Source organism: Faecalibacterium sp. AF27-11BH, from assembly GCF_003603005.1.
Classification (GTDB): domain Bacteria; phylum Bacillota; class Clostridia; order Oscillospirales; family Ruminococcaceae; genus Faecalibacterium; species Faecalibacterium taiwanense.
In genome coordinates, this window is sequence record NZ_QVGS01000009.1 from 51,565 (window position 1) to 65,566 (window position 14,002).

The window sequence follows — 14,002 nt, forward strand, 5'->3', positions numbered from 1 at the left end:
AATCAGTTTTTATTTCGGAATACCGGAGCGTCTGCGGACGCTCCGGTATTCCATTTTCACGGGAAGGGTCGTGACGGAAAGCAGGCTCGCCCTCTCCGTCACCTACGGTGACACCTCTCCCAAAGGGAGAGGCCTTGGCAGAAAGATGAACTTTACGTGGACTGCCAAAGGCTCCCACTTTGGGGGAGCTGGCAAATCCGTAGGATTTGACTGAGAGGGCGAGCCTGCTAACCACGAAGATACCGGACTTATTTAATTTAGCTTCTTGTGATGCGGTGCACTGTGGGCAGCAAAACACTTCCTCAGAACCGCCAAAAGCTCCCCCCTTCGGGGGAGCTGGCAAAACCGTCAGGTTTTGACTGAGAGGGTACTTTTTTAAGAGAAGTTCTCTGCGGTGGTTACTTCCACGATCTCGGTGCAGTAGGGCTTGAAGGCTTCCTTCACGGTGTCAAGGTCAAGGCCCAGCGCTTCGCAGGTCTCGGTGTTAATGGTGACGATGCCGTTATCAAAGGTCTGGTAGGGCAGGTCTGCGGTAGTCTTTCCGTCGCAGAGGATCTCTGCCACCATGTCGGCAGTGGCTTCGCCCAGCTGGACGTAATCCACGCCGTAGCCCACAAAGGCCCCGTTCAGTGCAAAGCTGTCAGCACCGGTGTAGTGCTGCACGCCTGCCTCGGTAAAGGTCTCGTAGATGGACAGCTCTGCGGTCATCACGGTGTTGTCGGTGGGGGTGAACACGGCCTTGACACCGGCGGCGATCAGGGCTTCGGCAGCCATCTGCACCTCAGCGGTGGTGGTGCCGTTCTTCTCAATGTACTTGATGCCGTTGGTGTCGCAGAAGGCCTTTGCGTCTGCAATGGCCTGGGTGGAGGCATCCTGACTCAGGTCGTACAGCAGGCCGATGGTGTCAATATCCGGGTTGACAGCGGTGATCAGCTTCATGATGGCCTCGGTGTTCAGTGCGTCGGAGGTGCCGGTGATGTTCTCCTCGCCGTCAAAGCCTGCAGCAGCGGGGTCGGTGACAGCAGAGTAGACAACGGGGATATCGGTATCCTCCACAGCGGCCAGCATGGTTGCGGCGGTGGGGGTAGCCACAGCCACGATCACATCCACGCCGTCCCCTACGAGGTCGGCACCGATCTGGTTCAGGTTGGACTGGTCAGCCTGTGCATTTGCGTAGTAGTCGGCGTAGTCGAAGGTAACGCCCTTCTCTGCCCCCAGCTCATCCAGACGGCTCTCCACAGATTCCACGATCTGGTTGAGGGAAGCATGATCCACATAGTTGACGATGCCAACCTTGAAGGTCTGGCCACCCTCGGCTGCTGCGGAAGCGGCAGCGGAAGAAGCAGTGGAAGATGCAGCCACGGTGCTGGAAGCGGAGCCGCCGCAGCCGGTGAATGCCAGTGCAGAAACGGCGGAAGCAGCCATAGCGGCCTTGAGGAAGCTGCGGCGGGAGATCATGGTAACGTTTTTCATAATAGCAAACTCCTTTCCCGGAGCGGGCGGCAAAAGTAAAAGACCCGCTCCCCTTGCGGGACGGGTCTTACAAATAAAAACGACCCTGTCCCTGTGTGTTATCCACAAGGACAGGATCGGTAAAGTTCGATTCTGCGGTGCCACCTTGCTTGCCCTGCTTTGCAAACTGCAGAGCCTCTCACGGAGAGCCAACACTCCCCTGTCCTGTAACGGAGACTTCCGTCCAAAGCTACTAAGGTTTGCTGCCCATTTGCCCGGCCCTCGGCGGCCCACGAAGCTCTGCCCCGCTCTCGCCCGTTTTCACTGTCCGGGCTCACTGAAGATGCGCTGTGCAGGTTCTCTTCCGCCTCATCGGTTTGATTGCATTATACACTTTATTGGCATAAAGTCAAGGGGAAATTTCAAAAATTTCTTTTTTCTACAGCACAAAGTCATTCTTCCGTGCATCAGGCCCGCTTTGTGCGGCGCTTGCGCCAGACGAAGTACGCCGTGTACGCCAGCCATACCACAATGCCGCCCAAAGTCAGCGCACGGCTCAGCCGGATGCCGTCGGGCTGGTAGACAAAATCGATGCTGTTTTCACCTGCCGGGCACAGCACAGCCATCAATCCCTCGTCCACCTCCACAATGTCGGCTTCCTGCCCGTTGACATAGGCCGTAAAGCCGTCATCGTAAGGCACGGAGAAGAACACGAGGTTCTCTTTTTCCAGCGTGATCTCGGCGTGGAAGCCCGAATTGTTCATCTGGAACACACTGGCAGCCGTGGCACGGCGCTCGCGGCAGTCCTGCACGTAGGACTCATAGTACAGCTCCTCCCGTCTGCCTTCCGGCAGATGGGTGAGGTACTTGCCGTAGACTGCAGCATCCTCGTCGGTAAGCACCAGTGCACGCATCAGGAGGTTTGCGCGGGTGGCCTTGGCTGTTTCTTCGTACTCGGTCTGGGTGAGGTAATAATCATAGGCAAAGCCCATGGGCACGTAGTTCGTGTTGCGGTAGACCGTATAGCCGTCCTTTGCAAAGGCATATTCCCAGCCGTCGTCGGCTTCGTTTTCAAAGTCGGTCTGCTTTTCCGGCGTGGTGATAAGGTACTCCACACTCAAAAGGCCTCGCAGTGCATAATTGGAAAGCTCCGGCTCACTGCGCACATCCCGCTTGACCCCCAGCGCCGGGTAGAAGCTGAGGATGCTGGGGGCCGCCGTGCTGCCAAAATACTGCAGGCAGCTCTTATCCAGCCACATACCGATGTTGTCGTGGATCTTGTACGTATCCACGCGGTAATCGCCTTCGGACAGGTCGTTTTTCAACAGCAGGGCGTTGGTGTCCTGCTTCACAAGGTCGCTGTCGGTATACCACTGGCCGAACTTGCCAATGCCGATGTGCACCACGCTGAACAGGAAGGCAAACGCCAGCACTGCCGCCGTCAGGCGCTGGGCAAAGCGGCTGTCGCCCCGCCACTTCTGGCAGAGATAGCGGTACAGCAGCAGGCCCAGCAGGCCAAAGCCCAGCACCGCACAGTACTGACCGGGGTTCTTGAGCACGCCGAACGACCAGCTGCCGGTGTCGCTGTCCTGCACCGGCACCACCGCAAAGGCCACCGTGGCGATCATCAGCCAGCTGATGCCGCGGGCCGGGCTATCCAGATCGGTGTTGTGGTCTTCCAGCGCATTCACGGTCATTGCGGCCAGCACCAGCACCGGCATATAGTACCAGCGCGCATAGTAGCTGGAATTGAGGGCGTAGAACGCACTGTTCAGGATGGGCACCAGTGCGAACACGGCGCAGGTGCCCACGATGCGCTTTTTACTGTCGCCGCGCTTTGCTTTCCAGTAGGCCACGGCACCGGCCAGACTGCACAGCGGCAGATAGGCCGACATGCTGGTCCACTTGATCACGCCCTCCGACCAGATGGATGTGAGGTAGGGAGAATCCGGCGGCATGATCCAGCTGACGAGAATTGCAAGGTACTGCTGCACCTTGCTGTAGGTCAGAAAGCCCCAGCCGGAGGAAAGGTCGATGGTGCGCGGGTTCTGCAAAATGGAGAGCACCGCAGGCACCAGCAGGATGCTGCCCATGGCAGCGCCCAGCAGGCTTTCAAAGGCCAGCAGCCCGAACTTTTTTGCAGTGAGACGGAAGTCTCTTGTGCTGAGCTTGCAGATGAAGTAGATGGCCAGAAACACCACCTGACCGATGAAGAAGAAGTAGTTGTTGACAAGGTTCACCGCCACCCAGAACGCAAACCAGCTGCGGCGGTCGTTGTAAAGGGCCTCGTCCAGCGACCACAGCAGATACGGGAACAGCGCCACCACATCTACAAAGTGGTTGAAGAACACATTGTATACCGTAAAGCCGGAGAAGGTATACAGACAGGCTCCCAGCACGGCGTAGTCGATATTTTTGACGTAGCGGCGCAGATACAGGTACGCACCGCCGCCCGCCACGGCAAACTTGAGCACCAGCAGCGGCACCATGAGGTAGGGCAGCCACCCCTGCGGGAAGAGCAGCGAGAACCAGAAGAACGGCGAGCCGTACAGGTAGAACGAATAGGCGTTCATCACGCCGCTGCCAAGGTCGGTAGCCCATGAGAAGGTATTGTGCACCGAGGTGAACGCACTGTCCGGGTAGCCTGCGCCCTTGATAAAGCCGTTCATATAGCGGTAAAAGCTGATCTGCTGGCTGTTGAAATCGCCTGCATAGTGGAAAAAGCCGCCGTCGATGATATAAAATGGCAGAAAGAACAGGGCCGCCGTGAGGGCACACAGGCCCACCGTCAGCCAGAATTTATCCTTTTTTTGTCCCAGCAGCTGCGGCTGCCGGGCAGTACCAGACCGCTCCATGGTTTCCTCTTTTCTCTGCCAAAGCGGCAGAAAGTTGGTTTATTTTAGTATAGCACGAACACTGCACAGAAAAAAGGGCTTGACAACGCTCTGCCAGACAGGTATGTTGGAGAAAAAAGGAGGAAGCTGCCATGCTGTACCCGTTCAGTGCCCTGCTGGCGCGCATGAAATACATTACCCGCTGGAGCCTGATGCACTCCACCCGGGCCGAATCTCTCAGCGAGCACACCTGCGATACCGCCCTGCTGGCCCACATGCTTTGCCTGATCGCACGGCGGTACACCGGCACGCCCTGCCGCCCCAAAACGGTAGCAGTGGCGGCGCTGTACCACGACGCGCCGGAGATCATTACCGGCGACATGCCCACACCGGTCAAGTACAGCAGCCCCACCCTGCGGGATGCCTACAAGGCGTTGGAAACCGAGAGCGTGCGCTGCATGACCGGCCTTCTGCCGGACGAGTTGAGCGAAGAGCTGTCCCCGTTCATCTCCGGGGAACTGCTCACCGCCGAGGAAAAGCGCCTGCTGAAGGCCGCCGACCGGCTGAGCGCCCTCATCAAATGCACGGAGGAGCAGCGCAGCGGCAACCACGAGTTTGACGCGGCGCTGGCCCAGCAGAAAGCGGCCCTGCAGGCCATGCACTGCCCGGAAGCCGACTGGTTCATAGAGCACTGTCTGCCCTGTTACACCCAGAATCTGGATGAGCTGACCCGGCAGCAGTAATATTCCCCTTACGGAAACGGCACCTCGCGCACGTCGTCCGGGTCGATGCCCGCTTTGCGCTGCTCTTCAAAAACAGCATCGATCAGCTCGTCCAGATCTTCCAGATGGGTCAGGGTGCAGCAGTAGCGGCGCAGATTGGCCGCACCTTTCAGCCCCTTCATATAGTGCATGGTCTGAGAGCGGGCCTGCGGCATGGCGACGAACTCGCCCTTCTGCTCCACCATCTCCTCCACCTGACGGCGCAGCGCATTCATGCGGGCCTGCAGGTTGGGTGCCTTGGGTGCAGGCAGGCCTTCAATGGCGGCGTTCACCCGCTCAAAGAGCCACGGGTCGCCCAGCGCGCCCCGGGCGATCATCACGCCGTCACAGCCGGTGGCCTGCATCATCTCCATCGCATCCTCTGCCGAGTGGATGTCGCCGTTGCCCAGCACCGGCACTCTGACGGCATCCTTCACCCGGGCAATGATCTCCGGGTCGATGCCGGGGGTGTACATCTGCTCCCGGGTACGGGCGTGCACCGCAATGAGGGCTGCGCCGGCCTGCTCACAGGCCTTGGCACACTCCACTGCAGTGATGTGGTCGGCATCCCAGCCCTTGCGCATTTTCACGGTGACAGGCCGTTTTGTATTTGCCACAACCTGCTCCACGATGCGCCCGCAGCGGTCCGGGTCCAGCATCAGCTTGCTGCCTGCGCCGCCGGACACGATCTTGGGGGCCGGGCAGCCCATGTTGATATCCACAAAGTCGAACTCGTACTGTTCGATGGCGGCGGTGGCTTCGCCCATGATCTCGGGCACTTCGCCAAAGATCTGCACGCCATAGGGTGCACCGTTGGGTTCGGCCTTGAGCAGGCTCACCGTCTTGTGGTCGCCGTACACCAGCGCCCGGCTGGACACCATTTCGCTCACAGTAAAGCCTGCACCGTGCTGGGCCATCAGGCGGCGGCAGGGTGCATCCGTAAAGCCCGCCATCGGGCCGAACACCGCCCGGTGCGGCAGGATGATATTGCCGATTTTCAAAGGTTCCATTGGTTGTTCCTCGCTGTTATCGAAAAAAGCTCCCCCGCAGGGGAGCCAGATTTTTGGGGTACGAACCCTCTCAGTCACGGCTTGCGCCGTGCCAGCTCCCCCGAAAGGGGGAGCCTTTTCATCTGCCCGAAACAGGCTTCTTGCGGGTGAAGAAATCGTTTATCTTCATAGCGCATAAAGCTCGCCCTTCGGGAGAGCTGGCAAAACCGTAAGGTTTTGACTGAGAGGGTTTTTGCATGTTACATCTTCTCCGGCACGTTGATCTTGAACATGGTCAGCACGTTGAAGATGGCATTCTTCACGCCGATGCACAGGGCCAGACGTGCCTGCTGCACAGCGGGGTCTGCACCCTGAATGCGGCAGCTGCCGTAGAAGCGGTGGAAGGCGCTGGCCAGATCAATGACAAAGCGGTTGATGCGGCTGGGGTCGTACTTCTCGGCCGCCATGACGATCTCCTGCGGGAAGGCAGCCAGCATCCGGATCAGATCCATCTCGGAAGGCTCGGTGAGCAGGGTGGCATCCACCTTCTCGGCACCGGCAAACTGCACGCCCTCGCTCTCCATCTTTTTCAGGATGGAGCAGATGCGGGCATGGGCATACTGCACATAGTACACGGGGTTATCGTTGTCGGTCTTGACAGCCTGATCGAGGTCAAAATCGATGCCGCTGCCTGCGTCGTGCATATTGAACAGGAAGCGTGCGCTGTCGATGGGCACCTCTTCCAGCAGGTCGGTCAGGGTGATGGCATTGCCGGTGCGCTTGGACATCCGCACAGGCTGGCCGTCGCGCATCAGGTTGACCATCTGCATCAGCACAACGTCCAGATCTTCGCCGTTCAGGCCGATGGCATCCATGGCTCCCTTCATGCGGGCCACATGGCCGTGATGGTCTGCACCCCAGACATCGATGGCCTTGGCAAAGCCACGGGTGGCCAGCTTATTGTAGTGGTAGGCGATATCGGCGGCAAAGTAGGTGGGGATGCCGTTGGCACGGACGAGCACTTCGTCCTTGGCTTCCTCCTCGGTTCCGTCCTCGGTCTTTTTCTTGTTCACCGTGCCGTACTTGGCAGCGTACTGGGCGCTGCGGTACATGATGGCACCGTCCTCCGCCTTATAGCATGCGCCCAGCTCCAGCAGCTTATCCACCACGGCCATCACCGCGCCGGACTCGTGCAGGGTGCTCTCATGGAACCACACATCGTAGTCGATGCGGTACTTGCCCAGATCGCGCTTGAGGGCAGCAATGTTCTTGGGCAGAGCGTAGGCCACCAGTGCGTCCTTCAGGGCGGCAAAGGCCTCGCTCTCGAACAGAGTCTCCTCGTCCATCCCCTTGCAAGCGGCAACGTACTTGTCGCCGTTCAGCTCGGCAAACTCACCGGCCAGCACCTTGATGTCGCCGCCCTGATAGCACTCGGCGGGCAGCGGATAGGCTTCCTCGCCGCAGTACTTCTGCAGGTAGCGCACGGCAAGGCTCTTGCCGAACTTCTGGATCTGGTTGCCGGCATCGTTGATATAGAACTCACGGGTCACATCATAGCCGGACCAGTCCAGCACAGCGGACAGACAGTCGCCCAGAGCGCCGCCGCGGGCGTTGCCCATGTGCATAGGGCCGGTGGGGTTGGCGGAAACGAATTCCACATTGTACTTGGCGCCCTTGCCGTGATCGGTGCGGCCATACTCCTTGTTGGAGCAGGCACCCAGCACCACACTGGCCCAGAAGGACGGAGCCAAAAACAGGTTGATGAAGCCGGGGCCAGCCACTTCCACCTTGGCAAACACACTGTTCTCGATGGAGGGCAGATGTGCCAGCAGCGCATCCGCGATCATCTTGGGAGCCTTGCGCCAGCTGCGTGCACCGGCCATGGCGATGTTGGAGGCGATATCGCCGTTCTTGGTATCGGCGGGGATCTCCACGATGAAGGCGGGCAGCTCAGCTTCCGGCAGAGCACCATCGGCCATGGCGGCCTTGGCAGCAGCAGTCAGCAGAGCGCGTGCCTCGTCCAGCGCAGCCTGACGGGGGTTATAGTTCTGGTAGATCTTTTCAAATTCAGTCATTGGTCTGGTTCCTTTCACAGTCTGGGAAATATCTCAGTTTACGTGGGTCACGGTCACTTCAAGGCGGTTGCGGCTCACAAGCTCGGCGCTGTTGGCATCCAGCAGGTAGCCGAACTTTGCGGTGCCGCCCTTCTCGGTCAGGCCGCACTCGATCTCGTCGGCGGTCACGCCCAGCGTCATGGAGCCGTAGCCTGTCTCGTAGTGGCAGAGGTTGCGCTTGCCTTTTTCGATCAGCAGCTGGGTGCCGGCCCCGCCGCCCTTGCCAAACCGCAGCATCGCCACGCGGCTGCCGTCGGCGGCAATTTTCAGGGTGGTGGTGCAGCCCTCGTAGCCGGTGGTCTCGGTCTCTTTATAGGTAATGTAGTAGCTGCCGCCCTTCTGCACGAACTGGCCGCGGGTCATCAGCTCCACAAACTCTTCCTTTTCTTCCTGCTCCACAGGCTCTTTCACATGCTGCTCAATGCGGCTCTTGATGCGGATGATATAATCTTCCTTCAGCGGTTTGCTCACGTTTTTCTGTCCTTATCAATATTTATCAATGGCGATCTGATCCACCGGGCCGCCCTTGTACTCGCCCAGGAACAGGTCTGCCGTCTGCACAAAGCTGTCCGGCACATCGCTCACGTAGAAGTGCGCCTGACCCTCGTGCTCCTGCGCCGCTTTCAGGCCGCGCTCGGAGAGCATCTGTTCCAGATGGTGGGCGGCGGTCTTGGCCGGATCCACCAGCGTCACGCTCTGGCCCATGAACTCGCCGATCATGGTCTTGAGCAACGGGTAGTGGGTGCAGCCCAAAATCAGGGTGTCCACACCGGCCTCACGCACCTCGGTCAGGTACTGAGCGATCACCAGCTTCGTCACCTGCTGTCGGCTCTCCTCGCTGTGGTCCACGTAACCGGCCTCCACCAGCGGCACGAACAGCGGGCAGGCCTGCGCGGTGATCTCCACCCCCGGTACCAGCTGACGCAGCAGCTTTTCGTAGCTGCGGGAGCGAATGGTGGCAGCGGTGCCGATCACGCCGATGCGGCGGTTGCGGGTAGCAAAGGCTGCTTCCCGGGCGGCAGCATCCACCACGCCCAGATACGGCACCGGCAGCTTTGCCGCTTCTGCAGCCGGGTAGGTGCTGGACACGGTGCCGCAGGCCGCCATGATGCACTTTACATTTTTAGAGAGCAGGAATGCCACGTCCTGACGGGCATACTGCAGGATGGTCTCCGGGCTGCGGCTGCCATAGGGCACGCGGCCGGTATCGCCAAAATAGATGATCTCCTCGTGGGGCAGGCGCTTGCGCAGCTCCCGCACACCGGTCAGGCCGCCAAGGCCGCTGTCGAATACGCCGATCGGGCGGTTATCCATGCTGCTTTTCCTTCCTTTCCAGCGCCAGCGCGATCAGCCGGTCGATGAGCTGCGGCACCGGCAGGCCCTCGTGCTCCATCAGCTTGGGGTACATGCTGATGGACGTGAAGCCCGGGAAGGTGTTGATCTCGTTGATCAGCACCCGGCCAGTACCCTTTTCCACAAAGAAATCGCAGCGGGCAAGGCCCTCGCAGTTCAGGGCAGCGTAGGCCATGGCGGCGTAGGTCTTCACCTCGTCCAGCTTTGCTTCCGGCAGGTGAGCCGGGATGACGGTCTGGCTCACGCCGTTCTTGTACTTGTCGTCATAGGTATAGAACTCGGCACCGGCAAGGATCTCGCCCGGACGGGTAGCCACGGCGGGGTCGGAGCCGATCACGGCGCACTCCACTTCCTGACCGTCCACAAAGGCTTCAAACACCACCTTGCGGTCATTTTCCAGTGCAAGGTCGATGGCCTTTTTCAGCTCGTCACGGCTGGACACCTTGGAGATGCCCACGCTGGAACCGGCGTTTGCGGGCTTGACGAACACGGGCCAGCCCAGCTTCTTTTCCACACCCTCGCACACGCCTTCCAGATCGGACTCGATCTCCCAGCGGTCGGCAGCCAGCCATCTGGTGTGGGGCACACCGTTGGCCTCGAACAGAGCATTGGCCACGGCTTTGTCCATGCACACCGCGCTTGCCAGCACGCCGCAGCCCACGTAGGGGATGCCGGCCAGCTCCAGCAGGCCCTGCACCGTGCCATCCTCGCCCCACAGGCCGTGCAGCACCGGGATGACCACATCCACATGCACTTTTTCCACATGGCCTTCCGGGGTGAACAGGATCATGCCGTGGTCGGCGCGGTCCGGACTGATGACGCAGGCCATGTTGCCTGCCAGCTCTTCCCAGCTACCATCGGCCATCTGGGCGGCCGTGGCCTCGGTGTACAGCCAGCGGCCCTCCTTGGTGATGCCCACAGTGAGCACCTCATATTTTTCACGGTCAATGTTGTTGACGAAGTTGCCCACAGAAACGCGGCTGACCTCGTGCTCGCTGGACATACCGCCGAACAGCAGCACAACGCACATTTTTTCAGACTGCATGATAACTCTCTCCTATTTACAAAGCCCAAGACCTGGGCGGGATATAACCGGTAAAAATGCCGTTCTGGCTTATTATACAATATCTATGCGCGCGATGCAAGCAGAATGCCAAAAAGCTGCCGGTGGGTAAAAGAGATATTTTTCAAAAAAACTTTCCAAAAATCGAAGATTTCCGCTTGACGGATGGAAAAGTGCGTGGTACAATGATATCACCTCTTTTGCGGGGTTATTAAGTGCGCCTGTTTTACAGGTACCACCCGCAACCCGAGGGAGGTTCAAAACAACCGTTATAATGGAGGTGTCAACAAATGACCGTTAAAATCACTCTGGCCTGCACCGAGTGCAAGCAGCGCAACTACAACACCACGAAGAACAAGAAGAACAACCCCGATCGTCTCGAGATGAAGAAGTATTGCCGTTTCTGCAAGAAGCACACCGTTCATCGCGAAACCAAGTAAGAAAGGCGGACGCATCATGGCAGACAAAACCGAGAACAAGCCGGGCTTTGTGGCCAGAGCAAAGGCCGCTGTGAAGAACTTCTTTGGCAAGTGTGCCAAGTTCTTCCGCGACACCAAGAGCGAGCTGAAGAAGGTGGTGTGGCCGTCCAAAGAGGACGTTAAGACCAACACCGTCGTCGTGCTCGTGACCGTCGCCATCGCAGCGGTCGTGATGATCCTGCTGGATGCCATCTTCGGCGGCATCCTGGGCTTGATCATCGGCGCCTGAGAATCATCTTGAAACGGAGGGCAGACCAAAATGGAAGAACAATCCAATGAGGCACTTTGGTATGTAGTGCATACCTATTCCGGCTATGAGAACAAGGTCGCGAACGACCTGCAGACCATGGTGGAGAACCGTCATCTGCAGGATTTGATCTGCGATATCAAGGTTCCCGTCGAGATGGTTCCCGAAATTGACAAGAACGGCAAGCAGAAGATGGTGGAGCACAAGCTCTTCCCCGGCTACGTTCTGGTCAAAATGGTGATGAACGACGATACCTGGTACGTGGTGCGCAATACGCGCGGCTGCACCGGCTTCGTCGGCCCCGCATCCAAGCCCGTTCCCCTCTCTGCTGAAGAAGTAGAGAAGATGGGCGTGGAAAAGGCTGCACCTCTGGCAGTCGACTTCAACGTCGGCGACACCGTGCAGATCACCGCCGGTCCTCTGGAAGGCTTTATGGGCCTTGTGGAGGAGATCGATACCGAGAACTTCAAAGTGAAGCTCAAGGTCAACATGTTCGGCCGCGAGACCCCCGCAGAGGTGGAGATCGGTCAGGTCGAGCTGCCGTAACCAACCGGCACAAATCGTTTACCAAGGTAAGACCGCAGTGCGGTTCTTATAGAGCGTGTGCACTGTGCACATGCTCGTGGGAGGCACGGAGACACCGTGCCGCAACTCACCACAGATTTTTGGAGGTGCATTTATTATGGCACAGAAAGTTACTGGCTACATTAAGCTGCAGATCGAGGCCGGCAAGGCAACTCCGGCTCCCCCTGTTGGCCCTGCTCTGGGTCAGAAGGGTGTCAACATCATGGCATTCACCAAGGAGTTCAACGAGCGTACCAAGAACCAGATGGGTTATGTGATCCCCGTCGTCATCACTGTGTATGCTGACCGCTCCTTCAGCTTCATCACCAAGACTCCTCCGGCAGCCGTTCTGATCAAGAAGGCAGCTGGCATCAACACCGCTTCCGGCAAGCCCAACAAGGAAAAGGTCGCTTCTCTGACCGCCGCTCAGGTGGAAGAGATCGCCAAGACCAAGATGCCCGACCTGAACGCTGCTTCTCTGGAAGCTGCATGCAGCATGGTTCGCGGCACCTGCCGTTCCATGGGTGTCACCGTCGAGGGCTGAGACATAAACAGTGGGAGGGCATAAAACTGCCCGCATGACCACACAGGAGGATATACAATGAAACATGGCAAGCACTATGTCGACGCTGCAAAGCTGGTCGATTCTACTAAGGCATATGATGTGAACGAGGCTCTGGAGCTGGCTTGCAAGACCGCTTCTGCCAAGTTCGACGAGACCGTTGAGCTGCACGTCCGTCTGGGCGTTGACGGCCGTCACGCTGACCAGCAGGTCCGCGGCGCTGTCGTTCTGCCCAACGGCACCGGCAAGACCGTCCGCGTCTGCGCAATCGCCAAGGGTCCCGCAGCTGCCGCTGCTGAGGCTGCTGGCGCTGATATCGTCGGTGATGACGAGCTGATCGCAAAGATCGCCGGCGGCTTCATGGATTTCGACGTTGTCGTGACCACTCCCGATATGATGGGCCGCGTTGGCCGTCTCGGTAAGGTCCTGGGCCCCCGCGGCCTGATGCCGAACCCCAAGGCCGGCACCGTTGCTCCCGACCTGGGCAAGGCTGTTTCCGAGGCCAAGGCTGGTAAGATCGAGTACCGTCTGGACAAGCAGAACATCATCCATGTGCCCGTGGGCAAGGCTTCTTTCGGTGCAGAAAAGCTGTACGCCAACCTGGACACTGTGATGGAGGCTATTGCCAAGGCAAAGCCCGCTGCAGCAAAGGGTACCTACTTCAAGAGCGCTACCATCGCCACCACCATGGGCCCTGGCATCCGTCTGAACACCCTGAAGTACGGTGTCTGATTTGAAGTTCTGATCGTTTTTCTGCCGTTCGTATGGGCGGCAGAAAAATTTTGTCAGAAAATTTCAAAAAAGACTTGACAACTCCGCACGTTTGCGGTAAAATAATCATGCTGTTTTTGAGACAGCAGGTACTGGAGTCCAGTATAAGGCTATGCCGCCTGCCGAGAAACGTGCGTAAAGTTGTTTTATGCCTCTTTCTCGACCAAGTGCGGGAAAGAGGCTTTTTTCATACTTGCTCCGGTTTTCGATACAAGTTTTTGAAATGAGGTGAAACCGAATGCCCAGTGCAAAGATTCTTTCTGAAAAGCAGGCTTATGTCGCTGATCTGAAGGCAAAGTTTGAGAGTGCGGTTTCCGGCTGCGTCGTCGCTTACGGCGGCATTAACGTCGAGAACGACACCAAGCTCCGTAAGGAGCTGCGTGAGGCAGGCGTCGATTACATGGTCGTGAAGAACACCATGCTGCGTCTGGCTGTCAAGGGTACCTCTCTGGAGGGCCTGGCTGAGCAGTTCAAGGGCGATACCGCTATCGCTTTTGCTCACGAAGCGGATCCCATGTCCGCTGCCCGCATCCTGTGCAAGTATCAGGATGGCGATAAGTCCAAGAAGTTCGTCGTGAAGGCTGGCTTCATGGAAGGCAAGGTCATGGACGCTGCCGAGACCAACGCAATCGCAAAGCTGCCCAACCGCGAAGGCATGCTGTCCATGTTCGCAGGCGCCCTCACCAGCACTCTGTCTGGTCTGGCCGTTGCAATGCAGGCTTATGCCGACAAGCAGGAGGAGCCTGCAGCCTGATTGCTGCATGACCGCTGCTTAAACAAAACAAGAAACTAACAAACAAAACCATTGATATT

14 protein-coding genes are annotated in these 14,002 nt (G+C 58.4%); 7 read left to right on the forward strand and 7 right to left on the reverse strand.

Annotated elements, in window-relative coordinates; translation table 11 throughout:
• Window positions 1-375: 375 nt before the first annotated feature.
• Complete coding sequence (locus DWY76_RS09730; protein ID WP_120081223.1) at window positions 376-1,473, reverse strand: ABC transporter substrate-binding protein; 1,098 nt, start codon at window positions 1,471-1,473, stop codon at window positions 376-378.
• A 446-nt stretch (window positions 1,474-1,919) separates the two neighbouring features.
• Window positions 1,920-4,307 (reverse strand): YfhO family protein, encoded by a 2,388-nt coding sequence (locus DWY76_RS09735; RefSeq protein WP_120081225.1) that lies wholly within the window; start codon window positions 4,305-4,307, stop codon window positions 1,920-1,922.
• Between the two features lie 131 nt (window positions 4,308-4,438).
• On the opposite strand from DWY76_RS09735, the gene yfbR reads away from it, so the two are divergent.
• On the forward strand, window positions 4,439-5,029 hold the full coding sequence (yfbR, locus tag DWY76_RS09740) for a 5'-deoxynucleotidase (RefSeq protein WP_005944511.1): 591 nt from the start codon (window positions 4,439-4,441) through the stop codon (window positions 5,027-5,029).
• A gap of 8 nt (window positions 5,030-5,037) precedes the next feature.
• On the opposite strand, the gene dusB is transcribed toward yfbR, so the two are convergent.
• The 5 genes from dusB to DWY76_RS09765 form a co-directional block, all read right to left on the reverse strand.
• Complete coding sequence (gene dusB, locus DWY76_RS09745) at window positions 5,038-6,057, reverse strand: tRNA dihydrouridine synthase DusB (RefSeq protein ID WP_120081227.1); 1,020 nt, start codon at window positions 6,055-6,057, stop codon at window positions 5,038-5,040.
• Between the two features lie 239 nt (window positions 6,058-6,296).
• On the reverse strand, window positions 6,297-8,111 hold the full coding sequence (argS, locus tag DWY76_RS09750) for an arginine--tRNA ligase (RefSeq protein ID WP_120081228.1): 1,815 nt from the start codon (window positions 8,109-8,111) through the stop codon (window positions 6,297-6,299).
• Between the two features lie 33 nt (window positions 8,112-8,144).
• Window positions 8,145-8,621: a DUF1934 domain-containing protein gene (locus tag DWY76_RS09755; protein WP_097775187.1), complete on the reverse strand. Its 477-nt coding sequence runs from the start codon at window positions 8,619-8,621 to the stop codon at window positions 8,145-8,147.
• 15 nt (window positions 8,622-8,636) lie between these two features.
• A complete protein-coding gene (gene murI / locus DWY76_RS09760) occupies window positions 8,637-9,464 on the reverse strand; it encodes a glutamate racemase (RefSeq protein WP_005944516.1) in 828 nt (275 codons plus the stop codon).
• Window positions 9,457-10,548 (reverse strand): D-alanine--D-alanine ligase family protein, encoded by a 1,092-nt coding sequence (locus DWY76_RS09765; protein ID WP_120081229.1) that lies wholly within the window; start codon window positions 10,546-10,548, stop codon window positions 9,457-9,459. Before DWY76_RS09765 ends, murI begins: the two co-directional genes overlap by 8 nt.
• Window positions 10,549-10,856: 308 nt before the next feature.
• On the opposite strand from DWY76_RS09765, the gene rpmG reads away from it, so the two are divergent.
• The 6 genes from rpmG to rplJ all read left to right on the forward strand — a co-directional run bounded on the left by rpmG (window position 10,857) and on the right by rplJ (window position 13,943).
• Complete coding sequence (rpmG, locus tag DWY76_RS09770) at window positions 10,857-11,006, forward strand: 50S ribosomal protein L33 (RefSeq protein ID WP_005920501.1); 150 nt, start codon at window positions 10,857-10,859, stop codon at window positions 11,004-11,006.
• 16 nt (window positions 11,007-11,022) lie between these two features.
• On the forward strand, window positions 11,023-11,274 hold the full coding sequence (gene secE / locus DWY76_RS09775) for a preprotein translocase subunit SecE (RefSeq protein ID WP_005944520.1): 252 nt from the start codon (window positions 11,023-11,025) through the stop codon (window positions 11,272-11,274).
• 30 nt (window positions 11,275-11,304) lie between these two features.
• Window positions 11,305-11,838: a transcription termination/antitermination protein NusG gene (gene nusG, locus DWY76_RS09780; protein ID WP_005944521.1), complete on the forward strand. Its 534-nt coding sequence runs from the start codon at window positions 11,305-11,307 to the stop codon at window positions 11,836-11,838.
• A 136-nt stretch (window positions 11,839-11,974) separates the two neighbouring features.
• Window positions 11,975-12,400 (forward strand): 50S ribosomal protein L11, encoded by a 426-nt coding sequence (gene rplK / locus DWY76_RS09785; RefSeq protein WP_005920496.1) that lies wholly within the window; start codon window positions 11,975-11,977, stop codon window positions 12,398-12,400.
• Between the two features lie 57 nt (window positions 12,401-12,457).
• Window positions 12,458-13,150 (forward strand): 50S ribosomal protein L1, encoded by a 693-nt coding sequence (rplA, locus tag DWY76_RS09790; RefSeq protein WP_005944523.1) that lies wholly within the window; start codon window positions 12,458-12,460, stop codon window positions 13,148-13,150.
• Window positions 13,151-13,427: 277 nt separating this feature from the next.
• On the forward strand, window positions 13,428-13,943 hold the full coding sequence (gene rplJ / locus DWY76_RS09795) for a 50S ribosomal protein L10 (RefSeq protein ID WP_005944524.1): 516 nt from the start codon (window positions 13,428-13,430) through the stop codon (window positions 13,941-13,943).
• Window positions 13,944-14,002 lie beyond the last annotated feature (59 nt).

Coding starts and splice junctions, on each gene's coding strand:
- DWY76_RS09730 (WP_120081223.1), bottom strand. CDS start 1,473: ATGAAAAACGTTACCATGATCTCCCGCCGCAGCTTCCTCAAGGCCGCT.
- DWY76_RS09735 (WP_120081225.1), bottom strand. CDS start 4,307: ATGGAGCGGTCTGGTACTGCCCGGCAGCCGCAGCTGCTGGGACAAAAA.
- yfbR (WP_005944511.1), top strand. CDS start 4,439: ATGCTGTACCCGTTCAGTGCCCTGCTGGCGCGCATGAAATACATTACC.
- dusB (WP_120081227.1), bottom strand. CDS start 6,057: ATGGAACCTTTGAAAATCGGCAATATCATCCTGCCGCACCGGGCGGTG.
- argS (WP_120081228.1), bottom strand. CDS start 8,111: ATGACTGAATTTGAAAAGATCTACCAGAACTATAACCCCCGTCAGGCT.
- murI (WP_005944516.1), bottom strand. CDS start 9,464: ATGGATAACCGCCCGATCGGCGTATTCGACAGCGGCCTTGGCGGCCTG.
- DWY76_RS09765 (WP_120081229.1), bottom strand. CDS start 10,548: ATGCAGTCTGAAAAAATGTGCGTTGTGCTGCTGTTCGGCGGTATGTCC.
- rpmG (WP_005920501.1), top strand. CDS start 10,857: ATGACCGTTAAAATCACTCTGGCCTGCACCGAGTGCAAGCAGCGCAAC.
- secE (WP_005944520.1), top strand. CDS start 11,023: ATGGCAGACAAAACCGAGAACAAGCCGGGCTTTGTGGCCAGAGCAAAG.
- nusG (WP_005944521.1), top strand. CDS start 11,305: ATGGAAGAACAATCCAATGAGGCACTTTGGTATGTAGTGCATACCTAT.
- rplK (WP_005920496.1), top strand. CDS start 11,975: ATGGCACAGAAAGTTACTGGCTACATTAAGCTGCAGATCGAGGCCGGC.
- rplA (WP_005944523.1), top strand. CDS start 12,458: ATGAAACATGGCAAGCACTATGTCGACGCTGCAAAGCTGGTCGATTCT.
- rplJ (WP_005944524.1), top strand. CDS start 13,428: ATGCCCAGTGCAAAGATTCTTTCTGAAAAGCAGGCTTATGTCGCTGAT.